Consider the following 19,872-nt stretch of genomic DNA (forward strand, 5'->3'; position numbering starts at 1 on the left):
GGGGGGGGGGGGGGGCGGCGCCCCCCCCCCCACGACCAGTGCCTGTCGGCGAAGCCGTCAGACCTTACTTGGCCTTCTCGAGGATCTCCACCAGGCGCCACCGCTTGGTCGCGGACAGCGGGCGGGTCTCCATGATGACCACGAGGTCGCCGACGCCGGCGGTGTTCTGCTCGTCGTGCGCCTTGACCTTGCTCGTGCGGCGGATGACCTTGCCGTAGAGCGGGTGCTTGACCCGGTCCTCGACCTCGACCACCACGGTCTTGTCCATCTTGTCGCTCACGACGTAGCCGCGGCGCGTCTTGCGGTACGCGCGCGCCTCGGTCGCCTCGGGAGCGTTCGTTGCGTTCTCGCTCATTCCAGCCTCACTCACTCGGCGCTCGGCGCAGTACGGATACCGAGCTCGCGCTCGCGCAGGATCGTGTAGATCCGGGCGATGTCGCGGCGAACGGCCTTGAGGCGACCGTGGCTCTCCAGCTGGCCGGTGGCCGACTGGAAGCGGAGGTTGAACAGCTCCTCCTTGGTCTCCTTGAGCTTGGCGACGAGCGCCTCGTCGTCCATGGCGTCCAGGTCGACCGGGGCGAGCCCCTTCGTTCCGATAGCCATCAGTTGCCACCACCCTCGCGCACCACGAAACGGCACTTCATCGGGAGCTTGTGGATCGCGCGGCGCATGGCCTCGCGAGCCAGGGGCTCCGGGACACCGGCCAGCTCGAAGACGATGCGGCCGGGCTTGACGTTGGCGACCCACCACTCGGGGGAACCCTTACCGGAACCCATGCGGGTCTCGGCGGGCTTCTTCGTGAGCGGGCGGTCCGGGTAGATGTTGATCCAGACCTTGCCGCCACGCTTGATGTGGCGGGTCATCGCGATACGAGCAGCCTCGATCTGCCGGTTCGTGACGTACGCCGGCTCGAGAGCCTGGATGCCGTACTCGCCGAACGAGATCTGCGTGCCACCCTTCGCCGCGCCGGAGCGCGACGGGTGGTGCTGCTTGCGGTGCTTGAGCCTGCGGGGGATCAGCATGACTCAGGCCTCCGTTCCGGTCTCAGGGGCCTGCTGAGCGGGCTCCGCAGCCGGTGCCTGCTCGGCGGCCGGCGCCTCGGGAGCAGCGCTCCGCTCGGCCGAACGCTCGGGACGACGCCCGCCACGACGGTCGCCGCCACGCTCACCGCGCGGACCGCCACGGCCCTGACGGGGAGCGGCGGTCGCCTGCTGGGCGGCCCACTCCTTCTCCGTCATGTCGCCCTTGTAGATCCAGACCTTCACGCCGATGCGGCCGAAGGTCGTGCGCGCCTCGAAGAAGCCGTAGTCGATGTTCGCGCGCAGCGTGTGCAGCGGCACACGACCCTCGCGGTAGAACTCCGAGCGGCTCATCTCCGCGCCACCGAGGCGGCCGGAGACCTGCACGCGGATGCCCTTCGCGCCGGCGCGCTGCGCGGACTGGATGCCCTTGCGCATGGCACGGCGGAACGAGACACGGCTCGCGAGCTGCTCGGCGATCCCCTGGGCCACGAGCTGCGCGTCGATCTCCGCGTTCTTGACCTCGAGGATGTTGAGCTGCACCTGCTTGCCGGTGAGCTTCTCCAGCTCGCCGCGGATGCGGTCGGCCTCGGCGCCACGGCGGCCGATGACGATGCCCGGGCGCGCCGTGTGGATGTCCACGCGGACGCGGTCGCGGGTGCGCTCGATCTCGACCTTGGAGATGCCGGCGCGCTCGAGACCGGTGCTCATGAGCTTGCGGATCTGCACGTCCTCGCGGACGTAGTCGCGGTACCGCTGACCGGGCTTGGTGCTGTCGGCGAACCAGCGCGACCGGTGGTCGGTGGTGATGCCGAGGCGGTACCCGTGCGGGTGAACCTTCTGTCCCACTATCGGGCCCCTTCCTTGTTCTCGCCCTGCGTCTTCGGCGCGATCACCACGGTGATGTGGCTCGTGCGCTTGAGGATGCGGTTCGCACGCCCCTGGGCACGCGGGCGGAAACGCTTGAGGGTCGGGCCCTCGTCGACGAACGCCTCACGGACGACGAGCTCCTGCTCGTCGAACGCGACGCTCGCGCGGTCCGCCTTCACCCGGGCGTTGGCGATGGCGCTCTCCACGACCTTGCGGACGGGCTCGCTCGCCGCCTGCGGTGCGAACTTCAGCACCGCGACGGCCTCGGAGGCCTGCTTGCCACGGATGAGGTCCACGACGCGCCGGGCCTTCTGGGGCGTGACACGGACGAACCGCGCCTGCGCCTTGGCTTCCATTGCTGTCCTGCCTTCTTGTCTTGTGACCGTCATTCGACAATCCAGTCGTCACCGCAACCCTCGCGGGTCAGCGGCGACGGCCCTTCTTGTCGTCCTTCACGTGGCCGCGGAAGGTCCGCGTGGGAGCGAACTCGCCGAGCTTGTGGCCGACCATCGACTCGGTGACGAACACCGGCGTGTGCTTGCGACCGTCGTGCACGGCGAAGGTGTGACCGAGGAAGTCGGGCGTGATGACCGACCGACGGGACCAGGTCTTGATGACGTTCTTGGTCCCCTTCTCGTTCTGCACGTCCACCTTCTTCTGCAGGTGGCCGTCGACGAAGGGGCCCTTCTTCAGGCTACGAGGCATGTCTCCAGGCTCCTATCAGCGCTTCTTGCCGGTGCGGCGGCGACGCACGATCAGCTTGTCGCTCGGCTTGTTCGGGCGGCGGGTACGACCCTCCGGCTGGCCCCAGGGGCTCACCGGGTGGCGACCACCGGAGGTCTTGCCCTCACCACCACCGTGCGGGTGGTCGATCGGGTTCATCGCGACACCGCGGACGGTCGGGCGCTTGCCCTTCCAGCGCATGCGGCCGGCCTTGCCCCAGTTGATGTTCGACTGCTCGGCGTTGCCCACCTCGCCGACCGTGGCGCGGCAGCGCAGGTCGACGTTGCGGATCTCGCCGGAGGGCATGCGCAGCTGCGCGTACGGGCCGTCCTTGGCGACGAGCTGCACCGACGCGCCGGCCGAGCGGGCGATCTTCGCACCGCCACCGGGCTTGAGCTCGATGGCGTGGATGACCGTACCGGTCGGGATGTTGCGCAGCGGCAGGTTGTTGCCGGGCTTGATGTCGGCACCGGCGCCGTTCTCGACGACGTCGCCCTGCTTGAGCTTGCTCGGCGCGATGATGTAGCGCTTCTCGCCGTCCGCGTAGTGCAGGAGCGCGATGCGTGCGGTGCGGTTGGGGTCGTACTCGATGTGAGCGACCTTCGCGGGCACGCCGTCCTTGTCGTGACGACGGAAGTCGATGACGCGGTACGCGCGCTTGTGGCCACCGCCCTTGTGCCGGGTGGTGATGCGACCGGAGCTGTTGCGGCCACCGCTCTTGGAGAGCGGGCGGACCAGAGACTTCTCCGGCTGCGAGCGCGTGATCTCGGCGAAGTCGGCGACGCTCGAGCCGCGGCGGCCGGGCGTCGTCGGCTTGTACTTACGGATTCCCATGGGGATCTGTCCTCAATCTGCTCTCGTCGGCTCAGCCGAAGATGTCGATCGTGCCCTCGCGGAGGGTGACGATCGCACGCTTGGTGTCCTTGCGCTTGCCCAGGCCGAAGCGCGTGCGGCGCGTCTTGCCCTTGCGGTTGATCGTGTTCACCGAGGCGACCTTGACGTCGAAGATCTGCTCGATGGCGATCTTGATCTCCGTCTTGTTCGACCGCGGGTCGACGACGAACGTGTACTTGCCCTCGTCGAGGAGCCCGTAGCTCTTCTCGGAGACGACCGGCGCGAGGATCACGTCGCGGGGGTCCTTGGTCACGGTGGTCACTTCGCGGCCTCCTCGGCAGCAGTCTCGTCCGCCTCGGTGGACGTGGCGACGGCCTTCGCGGAGCGGCCCGTGGCCGGACCGGCCAGGAACGCGTCGAGCGCGCCCTGCGTGAAGACGACGTCGTCGGAGACGAGCACGTCGTAGGTGTTGAGCTGGTCGGCCACCAGGAGGTGCACCTGCTCGACGTTCCGCAGCGACTTGATCGTCAGGTCGTCACCGCGCTCGGTGACGACGAGCACGTGCTTGCGCTCGGAGAGCTTCGCGAGGGTCGCGAGGGCGTTCTTGGTCGACGGCGCGCCGTCGATCCCGAAGCCCGTGACGACGTGCACGCGGCCGTGACGCGCCCGGTCGGAGAGGGCGCCGCGCAGGGCGGCGGCCTTCATCTTCTTGGGGGTGCGCTGGTCGTACGAGCGCGGCTGCGGGCCGTGGACGGTGCCACCGCCGGCGAACTGCGGGGCGCGCGTCGAACCCTGGCGGGCGCGACCGGTGCCCTTCTGCTTGTACGGCTTGCGGCCACCGCCGCGGACCTCGCCGCGCGTCTTGGTGGCGTGCGTGCCCTGGCGGGCGGCGGCGCGCTGGGCGACGACGACCTGGTGGATCAGCGGGACGTTCGTGACGACGTCGAACACCTCGGCGGGGAGCTCGGCGGTCCCGGCCTTCTTGCCCTTGGAGTCAAGGACGTCAACGGTCAGTGCGGCCATGGTGTTCACGCTCCCTTCGCGGCGCTACGCACGAGGACGACGCCGCCCTTGGGGCCGGGAACCGCGCCCTTGACGAGCAGCAGACCCTTCTCGGCGTCGACCGCGTGGACGGTCAGGTTCTGGGTGGTCTGTCGGGCGTTGCCCATGCGACCGGCCATGCGCAGGCCCTTGAAGACGCGCGACGGGGTCGACGCGCCACCGATGGAGCCCGGCTTGCGGTGGTTGCGGTGCGCACCGTGGGAGGCGCCGACGCCGGCGAAGCCGTGACGCTTCATGACACCGGCGGTGCCCTTGCCCTTGGTGGTGCCGACGACGTCGACCACGGCGCCGGCCTCGAAGGCCTCGGCGGTGATCTCCTGGCCGAGCGCGTACTCGGCGGCGTCGGTGGTGCGGACCTCGGCGACGTGACGGCGCGGCGTGACGCCGGCCTTCTCGAAGTGGCCCTTCAGCGGCTTCGTCACCTTGCGGGGGTCGATCTGGCCGTAGGCGAGCTGCACCGCGGCGTAGCCGTCGGCGTCGGCGCTACGGACCTGCGTGACGACATTGGTGCCGACCGCGACGACGGTCACCGGCACGAGGCGACCGGCCTCGTCCCAGAGCTGCGTCATCCCGAGCTTGGTCCCGAGCACGGCCGTGACCGGACGGGCGTTCTGCTGGGGGGTAGTCATGATGTCCTCCAGCCTCAGAGCTTGATCTCGATGTTCACGTCCGCGGGCAGGTCGAGACGCATGAGCGAGTCGACGGCCTTGGGCGTGGGGTCGATGATGTCGATCAGCCGCTTGTGCGTGCGCATCTCGAAGTGCTCGCGGCTGTCCTTGTACTTGTGAGGCGACCGGATGACGCAGAAGACGTTCTTCTCCGTCGGCAGCGGCACCGGACCCACGACCGTTGCACCAGCGCGCGTCACCGTGTCGACGATCTTGCGCGCCGAGCTGTCGATGACCTCGTGGTCGTAGGACTTGAGCCGGATGCGGATCTTCTGTCCCGCCATGGCGTCGTCTGACTCTCTCTCTCGAACCGCTAGCTGTCCGACCCCCGCGCTCGGGCGTGTCGCATGTTCGCGACGCACCAGGGCGCACACGCCGGAGGGCGCAGGGCCGTTGGATATGTGATCCTGCCGCGCACCGTGCTTGCGCACGTCACCGCAGCAGCGGACCACAACGTGTGGCGAGCCTGGTCGGAACTGGTGTGTTCCGCGGGGTACTCGATCCGTGTCGACAGAGAGCTCAACCCGCAGACCCGGGTCTCGACCCGGGATCCGTCCTCGCTCGGCGAGGACTGGTTCAACACACTGTTCGACACGTGAAAGAGCGCGCCCGTGACAGGCAACCTGAACAGTTTGCCACACGAGGCCGCCTCGAGCCAAGTCCGCCCTGGTGTGACCTGTACCCACCTGCCGCCGCCGGTCGCGCCTACGCGTGCGCCGGGCGCGGGCCGCCGACCGTCCGCGCGTGTCCCGCAGGTGCGCGCGAGGCGCCGGGACGGCGCAGTGACGACGGGACGGCCTACCTCGCCCGGTGGATCCCCGACGAGCGCAGCACGGCCGCGAACGCCGCGGGCGAGAACGCCTCGTCCCAGGTCCACCGCACGACGCGCAGCCCCAGACGTCGGATCCGGTCCTCGCGCAGCTCTCGTCCCACAGCGTCTGCGCACCGGTCCGCCCGCCACGCAGCTCAGGTCGCTCGTACTTCCCCCGACCGTCGAACTCCCCCACCGTGCCGATCCCGCGCCAGAGGAAGTCCACGCGCCCCACGAAGCCCTCGTCGTCGTGGAGCTCGACCTGGAGCTCTGGCGCGGGTGCACCGAGCTCGATCATCCGTGCACGGCTCAGCGATTCGCCCACGGACCCGCTACGGGGGTCGACGTACCGCACAACCCGTTCCATCTGTCGTCGTCTCCGCCGCGCCGGGTGCTGGGCGAGCTCCGTGCGCAGGTCCACGCCGGTCACCGCCCCGGAACCCTGCGCATGGTCGGCCGCTGCGAGGGCTCCCGCGAACGTGTCCGTCCGTGCGAGGTCGAGCACGGTGCGCGCGGGAGCCGTGCACACCGCCTCGCCCACCACGAGGCGAGCCGGATCGCCCCCGTCGCAGTGTCGCACGACCCCCGCCGCCGACCGGCCACCCGAGCTCTGGTCGCGGTACGTGTGGACGTGCTCGGGCCACGCGCCGACGCGTGGGAGCCGCAGGAGCGCCGCCGCGGACCAGTGCGAGAACACCTGGTCGGGCAGCATCAGCGCGGCGGCCCGCACGAGGAGGAGGTGGCGCTCCGCGCCGTCGGCGGCAGCCCAGATCGCCTGGGGGACGTAGGCGCCCCGCCTCAGCCGGACGAGCAGCCCCGCGGCGTGCGCGCGGTGCACCAGCTTGCGGTCCTCCCCCAGTCCCTCGGCGTCCCGGACGAGGACGATCCCGGAACGCAACGCCGCGCAGGCGTCGACCACCGTCTCGACGTGCGTCGCCCCCGTGGTGCGGGCGGCCCCCGCGCCGGGATCCACGGGTCGGACGGTGCTTCGCGTGTGCGTCATGCGCGCCAGCGTGCCCGACGCCGCGCGGCCGGCCCGCCTTGTCCACAGCCCGGCCCGCAACACGCGCACCGTCGGGACGCACGCGTGCCGTCGGCGGTACGCGCGTGGTTCACGCGTAGGCGCGCACGCCGTGCGCAGCACGAAGGCCCGGCACCTCGCGGTACCGGGCCTTCGTGAAGTGCTGCCGAGGGGCAGCGTCAGATCACTTGTTGATCTTGGTGACGCGGCCGGAGCCCACGGTGCGGCCACCCTCACGGATGGCGAAGCCGAGGCCCTCCTCCATGGCGATCGGCTGGATGAGCTCGACCGTCATCTCGGTGTTGTCGCCGGGCATGACCATCTCGGTGCCCTCGGGCAGCGTGATGACGCCGGTGACGTCCGTCGTGCGGAAGTAGAACTGCGGACGGTAGTTCGAGTAGAACGGGTTGTGACGCCCACCCTCGTCCTTGCCCAGGATGTAGACCTGCGCCTCGAAGTTCGTGTGCGGGGTGATCGAACCCGGCTTCACGACGACCTGGCCACGCTCGACGTCCTCGCGCTTGATGCCGCGCAGGAGGAGACCGGTGTTGTCACCGGCCTGCGCCTGGTCCATCTGCTTGTGGAACGTCTCGATGCCCGTGACCGTGGTCTTCTGGGGGGCGCGGATGCCGACGATCTCGACGTCCGAGTTGAGGTCCAGCGTGCCACGCTCGACCTTGCCGGTGACGACGGTGCCACGACCGGTGATCGTGAAGACGTCCTCGACGGGCATGAGGAACGGCTTGTCGAGCTCGCGGACGGGCTCGGGCACGTTCTCGTCGACGGCCTCCATGAGCTCGAGGACCTTGCCGACCCACTCCGGGTCGCCCTCGAGGGCCTTGAGGCCCGAAACGCGCACGACGGGCGCGTTGTCGCCGTCGAACTCCTGCGAGGAGAGGAGCTCGCGCACCTCCATCTCGACGAGCTCGAGGATCTCCTCGTCGTCGACCATGTCGGACTTGTTGAGGGCGACGAGCAGGTAGGGGACGCCGACCTGGCGGGCGAGCAGGACGTGCTCGCGCGTCTGGGCCATGGGGCCGTCGGTCGCCGCGACCACGAGGATCGCGCCGTCCATCTGGGCGGCACCGGTGATCATGTTCTTGATGTAGTCGGCGTGACCCGGGGCGTCGACGTGCGCGTAGTGGCGCTTCGGCGTCTCGTACTCGATGTGCGCGATGTTGATCGTGATACCGCGCTGCTTCTCCTCGGGAGCCGCGTCGATCTCGTCGAAGTTGCGCTGGACGTTCGCCGGCAGGTCCGGGTACTTGTCCGCGAGCGTCTTCGAGATCGCCGCCGTCAGCGTCGTCTTACCGTGGTCGACGTGACCGATGGTGCCGATGTTGACGTGCGGCTTGGTCCGCTCGAACTTGGCCTTAGCCACTGGGGTCCTCCTGGGACTTGGGTAGATGTGCCGAACGTTTGCGAATGTCGACCGAGAGATCCTACATCCGCGGGGCGTTGCGGTTTCCTACAGGTTGATGGTTGTGCGGGACTTCGACCTGTGGGGACTCACTCGCCCCGGGTCTTCTTGATGATCTCGTCGGCAACGTTCCGAGGAACCTCGGCGTAGCTGTCGAACTGCATCGAGTACACGGCACGACCCTGGGTCTTCGACCGGAGGTCACCGATGTACCCGAACATCTCGGACAACGGTACGTGGGCCCGGACGACCTTCACACCCGTCGCGTCCTCCATGGACTGGATCATTCCACGACGTGAGTTCAGGTCACCGATGACGTCGCCCATGTACTCCTCGGGCGTACGCACCTCGACCGCCATGACCGGCTCCAGCAGAACCGGGTCCGCCCGCTTGACGCCCTCCTTGAGGACCATCGAGCCGGCGATCTTGAACGCCATCTCGGAGGAGTCGACCTCGTGGTAGGCGCCGTCGAGCAGCGTCGCCTTCACCCCGACCAGCGGGAAGCCGGCGAGCACGCCGAGCTCCATCGCGGACTGGATGCCGGCGTCGACGCTCGGGATGTACTCGCGCGGGATGCGACCACCGGTGACGGCGTTGTCGAACTCGTAGAGCTCGCCCTCGGCCGTGTCGAGCGGCTCGAAGGTCACCTGGACCTTGGCGAACTGCCCGGAACCACCGGTCTGCTTCTTGTGCGTGTACTCGATCTTCTCGGCCTTGCGGCGGATCGTCTCGCGGTACGCGACCTGCGGCTTGCCGACGTTCGCCTCGACCTTGAACTCGCGACGCATGCGGTCGACGAGGATGTCGAGGTGGAGCTCGCCCATGCCGCCGATGACGGTCTGGCCGGTCTCGTCGTCGAGCTTGACGCGGAAGGTCGGGTCCTCCTCGGCGAGCTTCTGGATCGCCGTGGAGAGCTTCTCCTGGTCGGCCTTCGTCTTCGGCTCGATCGCCACGTCGATGACGGGCTCGGGGAAGGTCATCGACTCGAGGATCACCGGCGCGTCCATGGCCGTGAGGGTGTCACCGGTGGTGACGTCCTTCAGGCCGATGAAGGCGTAGATGTGACCCGCCGTGGCGTCGGGGACCGGGTTCTCCTTGTTGGAGTGCATCTGGAAGAGCTTCCCGATGCGCTCCTTCTTGCCCTTGGTCGAGTTGAGCACCTGGGCGCCCTGCTCGACCTTGCCCGAGTACACCCGGACGTAGGTGAGCTTGCCGAAGAACGGGTGCGAGGCGACCTTGAACGCGAGCGCGGAGAACGGCTCGGTGGCGTCGGGGTGACGCTCGACGATCTTCTCCTCGTCCTTGACGTCGTGGCCCTCGATCGCGGGCACGTCGAGGGGCGACGGCAGGTAGTCGATGACCGCGTCGAGCATGGGCTGCACGCCCTTGTTCTTGAACGCGGAGCCGCACAGGACCGGGAAGGCCTCGCCGGCGATGACGAGCTTGCGGATGCCGGCCTTCAGCTCGGCGACCGTGAGCTCCTCGCCCCCGAGGTACTTCTCGAGCAGCTCCTCGTCCGCCTCGGCGACGGCCTCGACGAGCTCGCTCCGGTACTGCTCGGCCTTCTCCTGCAGGTCGGCCGGGATCTCCTCGGTGTCGTACGCCTCGCCGAGCTTGGTCTCGCCGTGCCAGACGAGGGCCTTCATCTCGAGCAGGTCGACGACGCCGGTGAAGTCGTTCTCGGCGCCGATCGGGAGCTGGATGACGAGCGGCTTCGCCTTGAGGCGGTTCACGATCGTGTCGACCGTGAAGTAGAAGTCCGCGCCGAGCTTGTCCATCTTGTTGACGAAGCAGATGCGCGGCACGTTGTACTTGTCCGCCTGGCGCCACACCGTCTCCGACTGCGGCTCCACGCCCTCCTTGCCGTCGAAGACGGCGACGGCGCCGTCGAGCACGCGCAGGGAGCGCTCGACCTCGACCGTGAAGTCGACGTGGCCGGGCGTGTCGATGATGTTGATCTGGTTGTTCTTCCAGTAGCAGGTCGTCGCGGCCGACGTGATCGTGATGCCGCGCTCCTGCTCCTGCTCCATCCAGTCCATCGTCGACGCGCCGTCGTGCGTCTCACCGATCTTGTAGTTCACACCCGTGTAGAACAGGATGCGCTCGGTGGTCGTGGTCTTCCCGGCATCGATGTGGGCCATGATGCCGATGTTGCGGACCTTGTTCAGGTCGGTCAGCACGTCAAGTGCCACGGTCTGTTTCCCTCGCTAGGTGGGTTGAGTCGGGGGCGCTGCTCGGACCGGGGTGGCCGGCCGGGGACCCGCCGACGGCCCCGGGGACACGAGGTCCCGCGGGGCCGGTCGGGCGGACTACCAGCGGTAGTGCGCGAAGGCCTTGTTGGACTCCGCCATCTTGTGCATGTCCTCACGACGCTTCACCGCGGCGCCGAGGCCGTTGCTCGCGTCGAGGATCTCGTTCATGAGGCGCTCGGTCATGGTCTTCTCGCGACGGGCGCGCGAGTAGTCCGTGAGCCAGCGCAGCGCGAGGGTCGTGGCACGCGTGGGGCGCACCTCGACGGGGACCTGGTACGTCGCACCGCCGACGCGGCGCGAGCGGACCTCGAGCGCGGGGCGCACGTTCTCGAGCGCACGCTTGAGGACGACGACCGGGTCGCCGTCGGTCTTCGCCCGGACGCCCTCGAGGGCGCCGTAGACGATCGACTCGGCGGTGGACTTCTTGCCGTCCAGCAGCACCTTGTTGATGAGCTGGGTGACGACGGGCGACCCGTAGACAGGGTCGACGATGAGCGGCCGCTTCGGGGCCGGGCCCTTGCGAGGCATCAGCTCTTCTCCTTCTTGGCGCCGTAGCGGCTGCGGGCCTGCTTGCGGTTCTTCACGCCCTGCGTGTCGAGCGCGCCGCGCACGATCTTGTAGCGCACACCGGGGAGGTCCTTCACACGACCGCCGCGCACGAGCACGATGGAGTGCTCCTGGAGGTTGTGGCCGACGCCGGGGATGTAGGCCGTGACCTCGACCTGGGAGGAGAGCTTCACGCGAGCGACCTTGCGCAGCGCGGAGTTCGGCTTCTTCGGGGTGGTGGTGTACACGCGGGTGCACACACCGCGCCGCTGCGGGGAGCCCTTGAGGGCGGGGGTCTTGGACTTCCCCACCTTCGAGGTCCGCCCCTTGCGGACGAGCTGCTGGATCGTAGGCACTACGTCTCCGTGTCTTCTCGAGCTACCGGGGCTATCCCCGATGGTGGTCGTGCTGGCTGGTGGAGCCGATCGCACGAGGCACCCGCAGCGCTCGACACGCTGAAGCAGCCACCTACCACCGGCCCGATGGTCCGTTCCCGGTCCGTGCGCGCGTGAGCGCGAGGACCTGGATCCGGAATGCCCGGGCACTCACATCGGCCCGTCCGGACGTCCGTCGGGACGGGCGGCCGCGCACGAGGGGCGCGGTGGTCCGTCACGGACATCACGGAGGGCCCGACGGCGCGGGCACGGTTTACCAGGTTACCCGCCACCTCCGCGTTGGTCAAAGGTGCAGGTCGGTGCCCCGCGCAGGCCCTCTCGGCACGAGAACGCGGACGGGTGCCCGACGGCGCAGGGCGAGCCTGCGCCGTCGGGCACCCGTCAGGTGCGCACGGACTCAGCGGTAGTCGCCGAAGTCCAGGTCCTCCAGCGGGATCGCCTCGCCGGAGCCCATGCCGAGCGCCGGGAAGTCGATCTCGTCGTAGCCGAAGCTCGGGTAGAGCTCCGTCTTCGCCTGCTCGGTCGGCTCCACCTCGACGTTGCGGTACCGGGGAAGGCCCGTACCCGCCGGGATGAGCTTACCGATGATGACGTTCTCCTTGAGGCCGAGCAGCGGGTCGCGACGACCGCTCATCGCCGCCTCGGTGAGCACGCGGGTCGTCTCCTGGAAGGAGGCGGCCGAGAGCCACGAGTCGGTGGCGAGCGACGCCTTGGTGATGCCCATGAGCTCGGGACGGCCGGAGGCCGGCTGGCCGCCCTCCGCGACCGTGCGACGGTTCGCGTCCTCGAACCGGCCGCGCTCCGCCAGCTCACCCGGGAGCAGCGGGGCGTCGCCCGAGTCGAGCACCGTGATCCGGCGCAGCATCTGCCGCACGATGACCTCGATGTGCTTGTCGTGGATGTCCACGCCCTGCGAGCGGTAGACCTCCTGGACCTCGTCCACGAGGTGCTTCTGCGTCGCACGCGGGCCGAGGATGCGCAGGACCTTCTTCGGGTCCACCGCACCCTGGACGAGCTGCGTCCCGACCGCGACGGCCTCGCCGTCCTGGACGAGCAGACGCGCACGCTTCGTCACCGGGTAGGCGATCTCCTCCGAGCCGTCGTCCGGCGTGAGGACCAGACGGCGCGAGCGCTCCGAGTCGTCGATCGCGATACGGCCCGAGAACTCCGCGATGGGCGCCTCACCCTTGGGGGTGCGGGCCTCGAAGAGCTCCGTGACACGCGGCAGACCCTGCGTGATGTCGTCGGCCGACGCCACACCACCGGTGTGGAAGGTACGCATCGTCAGCTGCGTGCCCGGCTCACCGATCGACTGGGCCGCGATGATGCCCACGGCCTCGCCGATGTCGACGAGCTTGCCCGTCGCGAGCGAACGCCCGTAGCACTTCGCGCACGTGCCGACGCGCGACTCGCACGTGAGGACCGAACGGACCTTCGCGTCCCGCACGCCCGCGGCCACCGCGGCGTCGATGAGGACGTCGCCCGCGTCGTCGCCCGCCGCCGCGATGACGTTGCCGTCCGCGTCGACGAGGTCCGCCGCGAGGGTGCGCGAGTACACGCTCGTCTCCACCTTGGGGTGGCGGACGAGGATGCCCCCGAGCTCCTCCGCGATCGGCAGCGTCAGGCCACGCTCCGTGCCGCAGTCCTCCTCACGGATGATGACGTCCTGCGACACGTCGACCAGACGACGCGTGAGGTAGCCGGAGTCGGCGGTCCGCAGTGCGGTGTCCGCCAGACCCTTGCGGGCACCGTGCGTCGCGATGAAGTACTCGAGGACGGACAGCCCCTCGCGGTAGTTGGACTTGATCGGGCGCGGGATGATCTCGCCCTTCGGGTTCGCCACGAGACCACGCATGCCGGCGATCTGACGGACCTGCATCCAGTTACCACGCGCACCCGAGCCGACCATGCGGTACACGGTGTTGCGGTCGTTGCCCTCGAGGTTCTCGCGCATGACCGAGGCGACCTTGTCCGTCGCCTGCGTCCAGATCTCGATGAGCTCCTGACGGCGCTCGTCGTCCGTGATCAGACCGCGGTCGTACTGCTGCTGGACCTTGAGCGCGCGCTCCTCGTGCTGCTCGAGGATCTCGGCCTTCGCCGCCGGGGTGGCGACGTCGGAGATCGCGATCGTCACGCCCGAGCGGGTCGCCCAGCGGAAGCCGGCGGCCTTGAGGGCGTCGAGCGAGGCGGCGACCTCGACCTTCGGGTAGCGCTCGGCGAGCTCGTTGACGATCGCCGAGAGACGCTTCTTGTCGACCACCGAGTTCACGTACGGGTAGTCGACCGGCAGCGTCTCGTTGAACAGCGCGCGGCCCAGCGTCGTGTCGAACAGGATCGGCTGACCCGGCTCCCAGCCCTCGGGGGCCTCGAAGCCGGAGACCGGCGGGACGAGGTCCGTCGTGCGGATCTTCACCGGGGCGTTGAGGTCCAGGGTGCCCTGGTCGAACGCCATGATCGCCTCGGCGACCGACGCGAACGCGCGGCCCTCGCCCACGGCACCGTCCCGGTCGCTCGTCAGGTGGTACAGGCCGATGATCATGTCCTGCGAGGGCATGGTCACCGGACGGCCGTCCGACGGCTTGAGGATGTTGTTGCTCGAGAGCATGAGGATGCGGGCCTCGGCCTGCGCCTCCGCGCTCAGGGGCAGGTGCACGGCCATCTGGTCGCCGTCGAAGTCCGCGTTGAACGCGGCGCAGACGAGCGGGTGCAGGTGGATCGCCTTGCCCTCGACGAGCTGCGGCTCGAACGCCTGGATGCCCAGGCGGTGCAGCGTCGGCGCACGGTTCAGCAGGACCGGGTGCTCGGTGATGACCTCCTCGAGCACGTCCCACACGACCGGGCGCGCGCGCTCGACCATGCGCTTGGCCGACTTGATGTTCTGCGCGTGGTTGAGGTCCACGAGCCGCTTCATGACGAACGGCTTGAACAGCTCGAGCGCCATCTGCTTCGGCAGGCCGCACTGGTGCAGCTTGAGCTGCGGGCCGACGACGATGACCGAACGGCCCGAGTAGTCGACACGCTTGCCGAGCAGGTTCTGACGGAAACGACCCTGCTTGCCCTTGAGCATGTCGGAGATCGACTTGAGCGGACGGTTGCCCGGGCCCGTGACGGGGCGGCCGCGGCGGCCGTTGTCGAACAGCGAGTCGACGGCCTCCTGCAGCATCCGCTTCTCGTTGTTGACGATGATCTCCGGCGCGCCCAGGTCGAGCAGACGCTTGAGACGGTTGTTGCGGTTGATCACGCGGCGGTACAGGTCGTTGAGGTCGCTCGTCGCGAAGCGGCCACCGTCGAGCTGCACCATCGGGCGCAGGTCCGGCGGGATGACCGGGACGGCGTCGAGCACCATGCCCGTGGGCGAGTTCGTCGTCGTGAGGAACGCGTTGACGACCTTCAGGCGCTTGAGCGCGCGCGTCTTGCGCTGCCCCTTGCCCGACCGGATGATCTCGCGCAGCGCCTCGGCCTCGGCCTCCAGGTCGAAGTCCTGGAGACGCTTCTGGATCGCCGCGGCGCCCATCGAGCCCTCGAAGTACGTGCCGTAGCGGTCCTGCAGGGCGCGGTACAGCATCTCGTCGCCCTCGAGGTCCGCGACCTTGAGGTTCTTGAACCGGTCCCAGACCTGCTCGAGGCGGTCGAGCTGGGCGTCCGCGCGCTTGCGGATCTGCGTCATCTCGCGCTCGGCCGAGTCACGGACCTTGCGGCGCGCGTCGGCCTTCGCACCCTCGGCCTCGAGCTCGGCCAGGTCGGCCTCGAGCTTCGTGGCGCGAGCGTTGATGTCGTTGTCGCGGGCGTCCGCGATCTCCTTCTTCTCCAGGTCGATCTCGTTCTGGAGGTTCGGGAGGTCCTCCTGGCGACCCTCGTCGTCGACCGACGTGATCATGTACGCCGCGAAGTAGATGACCTTCTCCAGGTCCTTCGGGGCGAGGTCGAGCAGGTAACCGAGGCGCGAGGGCACGCCCTTGAAGAACCAGATGTGCGTGACGGGCGCGGCGAGCTCGATGTGACCCATGCGCTCACGGCGCACCTTCGAGCGCGTCACCTCGACGCCGCAGCGCTCGCAGATGATGCCCTTGAAGCGCACGCGCTTGTACTTGCCGCAGTAGCACTCCCAGTCCCGGGTGGGGCCGAAGATCTTCTCGCAGAAGAGGCCGTCCTTCTCGGGCTTGAGGGTGCGGTAGTTGATGGTCTCGGGCTTCTTGACCTCACCGTGCGACCACGCACGGATGTCGTCGGCCGTGGCCAGGCCGATGCGCAGCTCGTCGAAGACGTTGACGTCGAGCAAGGTGTCCTACTTCCTTCGTCTGCCGGTGCGGAGTCCCGGGAGGACCGCCGTCGGCTTCATCAAGACGGGGTGGAACGGGTGGGTGCGGGACGGGGCGGGAGCGGCGGCCGGTCGTGACCGGGGCGCCGCCCCCGCCTGCCCGAGATCAGATCTCGTCGACGCTCGCGGCGGCGTTCGGCCGCCGGGACAGGTCGATGCCGAGCTCCTCAGCGGCGCGGTACACCTCGTCGTCCGACTCGCGCATCTCGATCGACACGCCGTCGCTCGAGAGCACCTCGACGTTCAGGCACAGCGACTGCATCTCCTTGAGGAGCACCTTGAAGGACTCCGGGATGCCCGAGTCGGGGATGTTCTCGCCCTTGACGATGGCCTCGTAGACCTTGACGCGGCCGGGGACGTCGTCCGACTTGATCGTGAGCAGCTCCTGGAGCGTGTAGGCCGCGCCGTACGCCTCGAGGGCCCACACCTCCATCTCGCCGAAGCGCTGGCCGCCGAACTGCGCCTTACCACCCAGCGGCTGCTGCGTGATCATCGAGTACGGGCCGGTCGAGCGCGCGTGGATCTTGTCGTCGACCAGGTGGTGGAGCTTGAGGATGTACATGTAGCCCACCGACACCGGGTCGGGGAACGGCTCGCCCGAGCGCCCGTCGAACAGGCGCGCCTTGCCGTCGCCGCCGACCATGCGGTCGCCGTCGCGGTTCGGCGTGGTCGAGGAGAGCAGGCCCGTGAGCGCGTCCTCCTGCAGGCCGTCGAACACCGGGGTCGCCACCGGGCGGCCCGGCTCCGACGTCGCGGCGACCTCGGGCACGTTCGCCTTCCAGGACAGGTCCTCGCCCTCGGCGAGGCTGATGTCCCAGCCCTGCTTCGCGATCCAGCCCAGGTGCGTCTCGAGGACCTGGCCCACGTTCATGCGGCCCGGAACACCCAGCGGGTTGAGGACGACGTCGACCGGGGTCCCGTCCGCGAGGAACGGCATGTCCTCGACGGGCAGGATCTTGGAGATGACGCCCTTGTTGCCGTGGCGGCCGGCGAGCTTGTCGCCGTCCGTGATCTTGCGGCGCTGCGCGATGTAGACGCGCACGAGCTGGTTCACGCCGGCGGGCAGCTCGTCGCCGTCCTCCCGGTTGAACTCGCGCACCCCGATGACCGTGCCGGACTCGCCGTGCGGGACCTTGAGCGACGTGTCGCGGACCTCGCGGGCCTTCTCGCCGAAGATGGCGCGCAGGAGGCGCTCCTCCGGCGTGAGCTCGGTCTCGCCCTTCGGCGTGACCTTCCCGACCAGGACGTCGCCCGCGCCGACCTCGGCACCGATGCGGATGATGCCGCGCTCGTCGAGGTCCGCCAGGACGTCCTCGGAGACGTTCGGGATGTCCCGCGTGATCTCCTCCGGGCCGAGCTTGGTGTCGCGCGCGTCGACCTCGTGCTCCTCGATGTGGATCGACGAGAGGACGTCGTCCTGCACGAGGCGCTGGCTGAGGATGATCGCGTCCTCGTAGTTGTGGCCCTCCCACGACATGAACGCGACGAGGAGGTTGCGGCCGAGGGCGAGCTCGCCCTCGTCCGTCGCCGGGCCGTCCGCGAGGACGGAGCCGACCTCGACGCGCTGGCCCTCGTCGACGAGCACACGCTGGTTGTAGCTCGTGCCCTGGTTCGAGCGGCGGAACTTCGCGGCGCGGTAGCTCGTCGTGGTCGCGTCGTCGTTCGCGACGACGATGAGGTCCGCGGAGACCTCCGTGACCACGCCGGGCTTGTTCGCCACGATGACGTCGCCGGCGTCGACCGCCGCGCGCCACTCCATGCCGGTCCCGACGAGCGGGGCCTCGGAGCGGACCAGCGGCACCGCCTGGCGCTGCATGTTCGCGCCCATGAGCGCGCGGTTCGCGTCGTCGTGCTCGAGGAACGGGATGAGCGCCGTCGCGACCGACACCATCTGGCGCGGGGAGACGTCCATGTAGTCGACCTGGTCGGCCGGGACGTCGGACGTCTCGCCGCCCTTGGTGCGCACGAGGACGCGCGGCTCGGCGAAGTGGCCCTCCGCGGTCAGCGGCGTGTTCGCCTGCGCGATGATGTAGCGGTCCTCGTCGTCGGCCGTGAGGTACGCGACCTCGTCGGTGACCTGGCCCGCCGTCACCTTGCGGTAGGGCGTCTCGATGAAGCCGAACGGGTTGATGCGCCCGTACGACGCGAGCGAGCCGATGAGGCCGATGTTCGGGCCCTCAGGGGTCTCGATCGGGCACATGCGGCCGTAGTGCGACGGGTGGACGTCACGGACCTCCATGCCCGCGCGGTCACGGGACAGACCACCCGGGCCGAGCGCCGAGAGGCGACGCTTGTGCGTCAGGCCGGCGAGCGGGTTGTTCTGGTCCATGAACTGCGAGAGCTGCGACGTGCCGAAGAACTCGCGGATCGACGCGACGACCGGGCGGATGTTGATGAGCGTCTGCGGCGTGATCGCCTCGACGTCCTGCGTCGTCATGCGCTCGCGCACGACGCGCTCCATCCGGGACAGGCCGGTGCGGACCTGGTTCTGGATGAGCTCGCCCACCGCGCGGATGCGACGGTTGCCGAAGTGGTCGATGTCATCGGTCTCGACGCGCACGTCCACGGCCTCGCCGGCGCGCTGGCCGGGGATGCTCGCGTGGTCGGCGTGCAGCGCGGCGAGGTACTTGATCGTCGCGACGACGTCCGAGACGGACAGCGTCGAGTCCGTGAGCGGGGCGTCGATGCCGAGCTTCTTGTTCGCCTTGTAGCGGCCGACCTTCGCGAGGTCGTAGCGCTTCGGGTTGAAGTAGAAGTTCTCGAGCAGCGCGCGACCGGCCTCGACCGTCGGCGGCTCGCCCGGGCGGATCTTGCGGTAGAGGTCGACGAGGGCCTCGTCCTGGGTGTGGACGTGGTCCTTCTCGAGCGTGTCGAGCACGGACGGGAAGTCGGCGAACTGCTCGCGGATCTCGGACTCCGTCAGGCCGAGGGCCTTGAGGAGCACGGTGACGGACTGCTTGCGCTTGCGGTCGACGCGCACGCCCACGGCGTCGCGCTTGTCGATCTCGAACTCCAGCCAGGCGCCGCGCGAGGGGATGATCTTCGCCGAGAAGATGTCCTTGTCGCTCGTCTTGTCGGCCGCGCGCTCGAAGTAGACGCCGGGCGAGCGGACGAGCTGGGAGACGACGACGCGCTCGGTGCCGTTGATGATGAACGTGCCGCGCTCGGTCATGAGCGGGAAGTCGCCCATGAAGACCGTCTGGCTCTTGATCTCACCGGTGTTGTAGTTGACGAACTCGGCGGTGACGAAGAGCGGCGCCGCGTACGTGAAGTCCTTCTCCTTGCACTCGTCGGCCGAGTACTTCGGCGGCTCGAAGCGGTGGTCGGAGAACGACAGGGACATGGAGGACCCGAAGTCCTCGATCGGCGAGATCTCCTCGAAGATCTCCTCGAGACCGGACGTCGCGGGGACGTCCTCGCGGCCGGCGGCGCTCGCCGCGGCGACGCGCGCCTGCCACGCCTCGTTGCCGAGCAGCCAGTCGAAGCTCTCGGTCTGGAGGCCGAGGAGGTCGGGGACCTCGAGCGGCTCGTGGATCTTGGCGAAGGAGACGCGGCGCGACGCGGTGCGCTTCGCGATGGCGTCGGCGGACGGAGCAGAAGGGGTGCGCGAGGCAGCCAAGAGGGGTCCTTCCCTGCAGATCGAAAGAACGCTGCACCGCCCGGCTGGTCACGATCACCGCCGCCACGACACCTCACGGACGCGCACGTACGTCGGCGGGGAGGTCGGGGGTATCTGAGATCGCGGGCACAGGACAGCGCAAAGCGTGAGCATACCCCTGCTGCGCACCAGGATGCAACCCCGCGTGCGTCCCGGCACCGGCGGCCGGACGCTGCGCGCCCCACCGGTACTCGTCCGGGCCTCGTCGCCCGCCACCGACCCGTCGACCGGGTCGCGATCCTGCTCGTGCCGATCTCGCTGTCCTGCGTCGTCGA

Annotated in this window: 19 protein-coding genes and 1 pseudogene; 1 reads left to right on the forward strand and 19 read right to left on the reverse strand. The window is 69.1% G+C overall.

Features of this window, described 5'->3' with window-relative positions; all coding sequences use genetic code 11:
- Positions 1-64: 64 nt before the first annotated feature.
- The 11 genes from rpsQ to rpsJ all read right to left on the reverse strand — a co-directional run bounded on the left by rpsQ (position 65) and on the right by rpsJ (position 5,460).
- Complete coding sequence (gene rpsQ, locus LGQ04_RS09405) at positions 65-355, reverse strand: 30S ribosomal protein S17 (protein ID WP_267494611.1); 291 nt, start codon at positions 353-355, stop codon at positions 65-67.
- Between the two features lie 11 nt (positions 356-366).
- Positions 367-603, reverse strand: a complete 237-nt coding sequence (gene rpmC / locus LGQ04_RS09410) for a 50S ribosomal protein L29 (RefSeq protein ID WP_308016383.1) — start codon at positions 601-603, stop codon at positions 367-369.
- Positions 603-1,022 carry a 50S ribosomal protein L16 gene (gene rplP / locus LGQ04_RS09415; RefSeq protein WP_069386374.1) on the reverse strand — a complete coding sequence of 140 codons (420 nt, stop codon included), beginning with the start codon at positions 1,020-1,022 and terminating at the stop codon, positions 603-605. The genes rpmC and rplP overlap by 1 nt, the downstream gene beginning before the upstream one ends.
- A 3-nt stretch (positions 1,023-1,025) precedes the next feature.
- Positions 1,026-1,868: a 30S ribosomal protein S3 gene (gene rpsC, locus LGQ04_RS09420; RefSeq protein WP_229243422.1), complete on the reverse strand. Its 843-nt coding sequence runs from the start codon at positions 1,866-1,868 to the stop codon at positions 1,026-1,028.
- Positions 1,868-2,245 (reverse strand): 50S ribosomal protein L22, encoded by a 378-nt coding sequence (gene rplV / locus LGQ04_RS09425; RefSeq protein ID WP_229243423.1) that lies wholly within the window; start codon positions 2,243-2,245, stop codon positions 1,868-1,870. The genes rpsC and rplV overlap by 1 nt, the downstream gene beginning before the upstream one ends.
- Positions 2,246-2,312: 67 nt before the next feature.
- Positions 2,313-2,594, reverse strand: a complete 282-nt coding sequence (rpsS, locus tag LGQ04_RS09430) for a 30S ribosomal protein S19 (RefSeq protein WP_012867940.1) — start codon at positions 2,592-2,594, stop codon at positions 2,313-2,315.
- Positions 2,595-2,609: 15 nt separating this feature from the next.
- The gene (gene rplB, locus LGQ04_RS09435) at positions 2,610-3,446 is read right to left on the reverse strand and encodes a 50S ribosomal protein L2 (RefSeq protein WP_229243424.1); all 837 of its coding nucleotides are present in this window, start codon (positions 3,444-3,446) and stop codon (positions 2,610-2,612) included.
- A gap of 31 nt (positions 3,447-3,477) precedes the next feature.
- A complete protein-coding gene (gene rplW / locus LGQ04_RS09440) occupies positions 3,478-3,768 on the reverse strand; it encodes a 50S ribosomal protein L23 (protein ID WP_229243425.1) in 291 nt (96 codons plus the stop codon).
- Positions 3,765-4,469, reverse strand: coding sequence for a 50S ribosomal protein L4 (gene rplD / locus LGQ04_RS09445; RefSeq protein ID WP_229243426.1), 705 nt, complete (start codon positions 4,467-4,469; stop codon positions 3,765-3,767). The genes rplW and rplD overlap by 4 nt, the downstream gene beginning before the upstream one ends.
- 5 nt (positions 4,470-4,474) lie before the next feature.
- Positions 4,475-5,137, reverse strand: a complete 663-nt coding sequence (rplC, locus tag LGQ04_RS09450; protein ID WP_229243427.1) for a 50S ribosomal protein L3 — start codon at positions 5,135-5,137, stop codon at positions 4,475-4,477.
- Between the two features lie 14 nt (positions 5,138-5,151).
- Positions 5,152-5,460 carry a 30S ribosomal protein S10 gene (gene rpsJ / locus LGQ04_RS09455; RefSeq protein ID WP_012867945.1) on the reverse strand — a complete coding sequence of 103 codons (309 nt, stop codon included), beginning with the start codon at positions 5,458-5,460 and terminating at the stop codon, positions 5,152-5,154.
- Between the two features lie 117 nt (positions 5,461-5,577).
- On the opposite strand from rpsJ, the gene LGQ04_RS09460 reads away from it, so the two are divergent.
- A complete protein-coding gene (locus LGQ04_RS09460; protein WP_229243428.1) occupies positions 5,578-5,775 on the forward strand; it encodes a hypothetical protein in 198 nt (65 codons plus the stop codon).
- Between the two features lie 199 nt (positions 5,776-5,974).
- Here LGQ04_RS09460 and LGQ04_RS17390 read toward each other — a convergent pair whose 3' ends face one another.
- From LGQ04_RS17390 to rpoB, 8 genes and pseudogenes are all read right to left on the reverse strand, one after another.
- Entirely contained in the window at positions 5,975-6,109 is a 135-nt protein-coding gene (locus LGQ04_RS17390) for a hypothetical protein (RefSeq protein WP_267494616.1), read from the reverse strand.
- A gap of 671 nt (positions 6,110-6,780) precedes the next feature.
- Positions 6,781-6,990 (reverse strand): annotated as a pseudogene (locus LGQ04_RS17900) (type IV toxin-antitoxin system AbiEi family antitoxin domain-containing protein); the annotation flags it as partial.
- A 202-nt stretch (positions 6,991-7,192) separates the two neighbouring features.
- Complete coding sequence (gene tuf / locus LGQ04_RS09465) at positions 7,193-8,389, reverse strand: elongation factor Tu (protein ID WP_229243429.1); 1,197 nt, start codon at positions 8,387-8,389, stop codon at positions 7,193-7,195.
- Between the two features lie 128 nt (positions 8,390-8,517).
- Positions 8,518-10,620: an elongation factor G gene (gene fusA, locus LGQ04_RS09470; RefSeq protein ID WP_229243430.1), complete on the reverse strand. Its 2,103-nt coding sequence runs from the start codon at positions 10,618-10,620 to the stop codon at positions 8,518-8,520.
- Positions 10,621-10,737: 117 nt separating this feature from the next.
- On the reverse strand, positions 10,738-11,208 hold the full coding sequence (rpsG, locus tag LGQ04_RS09475) for a 30S ribosomal protein S7 (protein ID WP_229243431.1): 471 nt from the start codon (positions 11,206-11,208) through the stop codon (positions 10,738-10,740).
- Positions 11,208-11,582 (reverse strand): 30S ribosomal protein S12, encoded by a 375-nt coding sequence (gene rpsL, locus LGQ04_RS09480; RefSeq protein WP_021479869.1) that lies wholly within the window; start codon positions 11,580-11,582, stop codon positions 11,208-11,210. The genes rpsG and rpsL overlap by 1 nt, the downstream gene beginning before the upstream one ends.
- A gap of 436 nt (positions 11,583-12,018) precedes the next feature.
- Positions 12,019-15,900, reverse strand: a complete 3,882-nt coding sequence (locus LGQ04_RS09485; RefSeq protein WP_229243432.1) for a DNA-directed RNA polymerase subunit beta' — start codon at positions 15,898-15,900, stop codon at positions 12,019-12,021.
- A 145-nt stretch (positions 15,901-16,045) separates the two neighbouring features.
- Positions 16,046-19,558, reverse strand: a complete 3,513-nt coding sequence (gene rpoB / locus LGQ04_RS09490; RefSeq protein WP_229243433.1) for a DNA-directed RNA polymerase subunit beta — start codon at positions 19,556-19,558, stop codon at positions 16,046-16,048.
- Between the last annotated feature and the right edge of the window lie 314 nt (positions 19,559-19,872).

Source organism: Cellulosimicrobium marinum, assembly GCF_020551945.1.
GTDB lineage: Bacteria > Actinomycetota > Actinomycetes > Actinomycetales > Cellulomonadaceae > Cellulosimicrobium > Cellulosimicrobium marinum.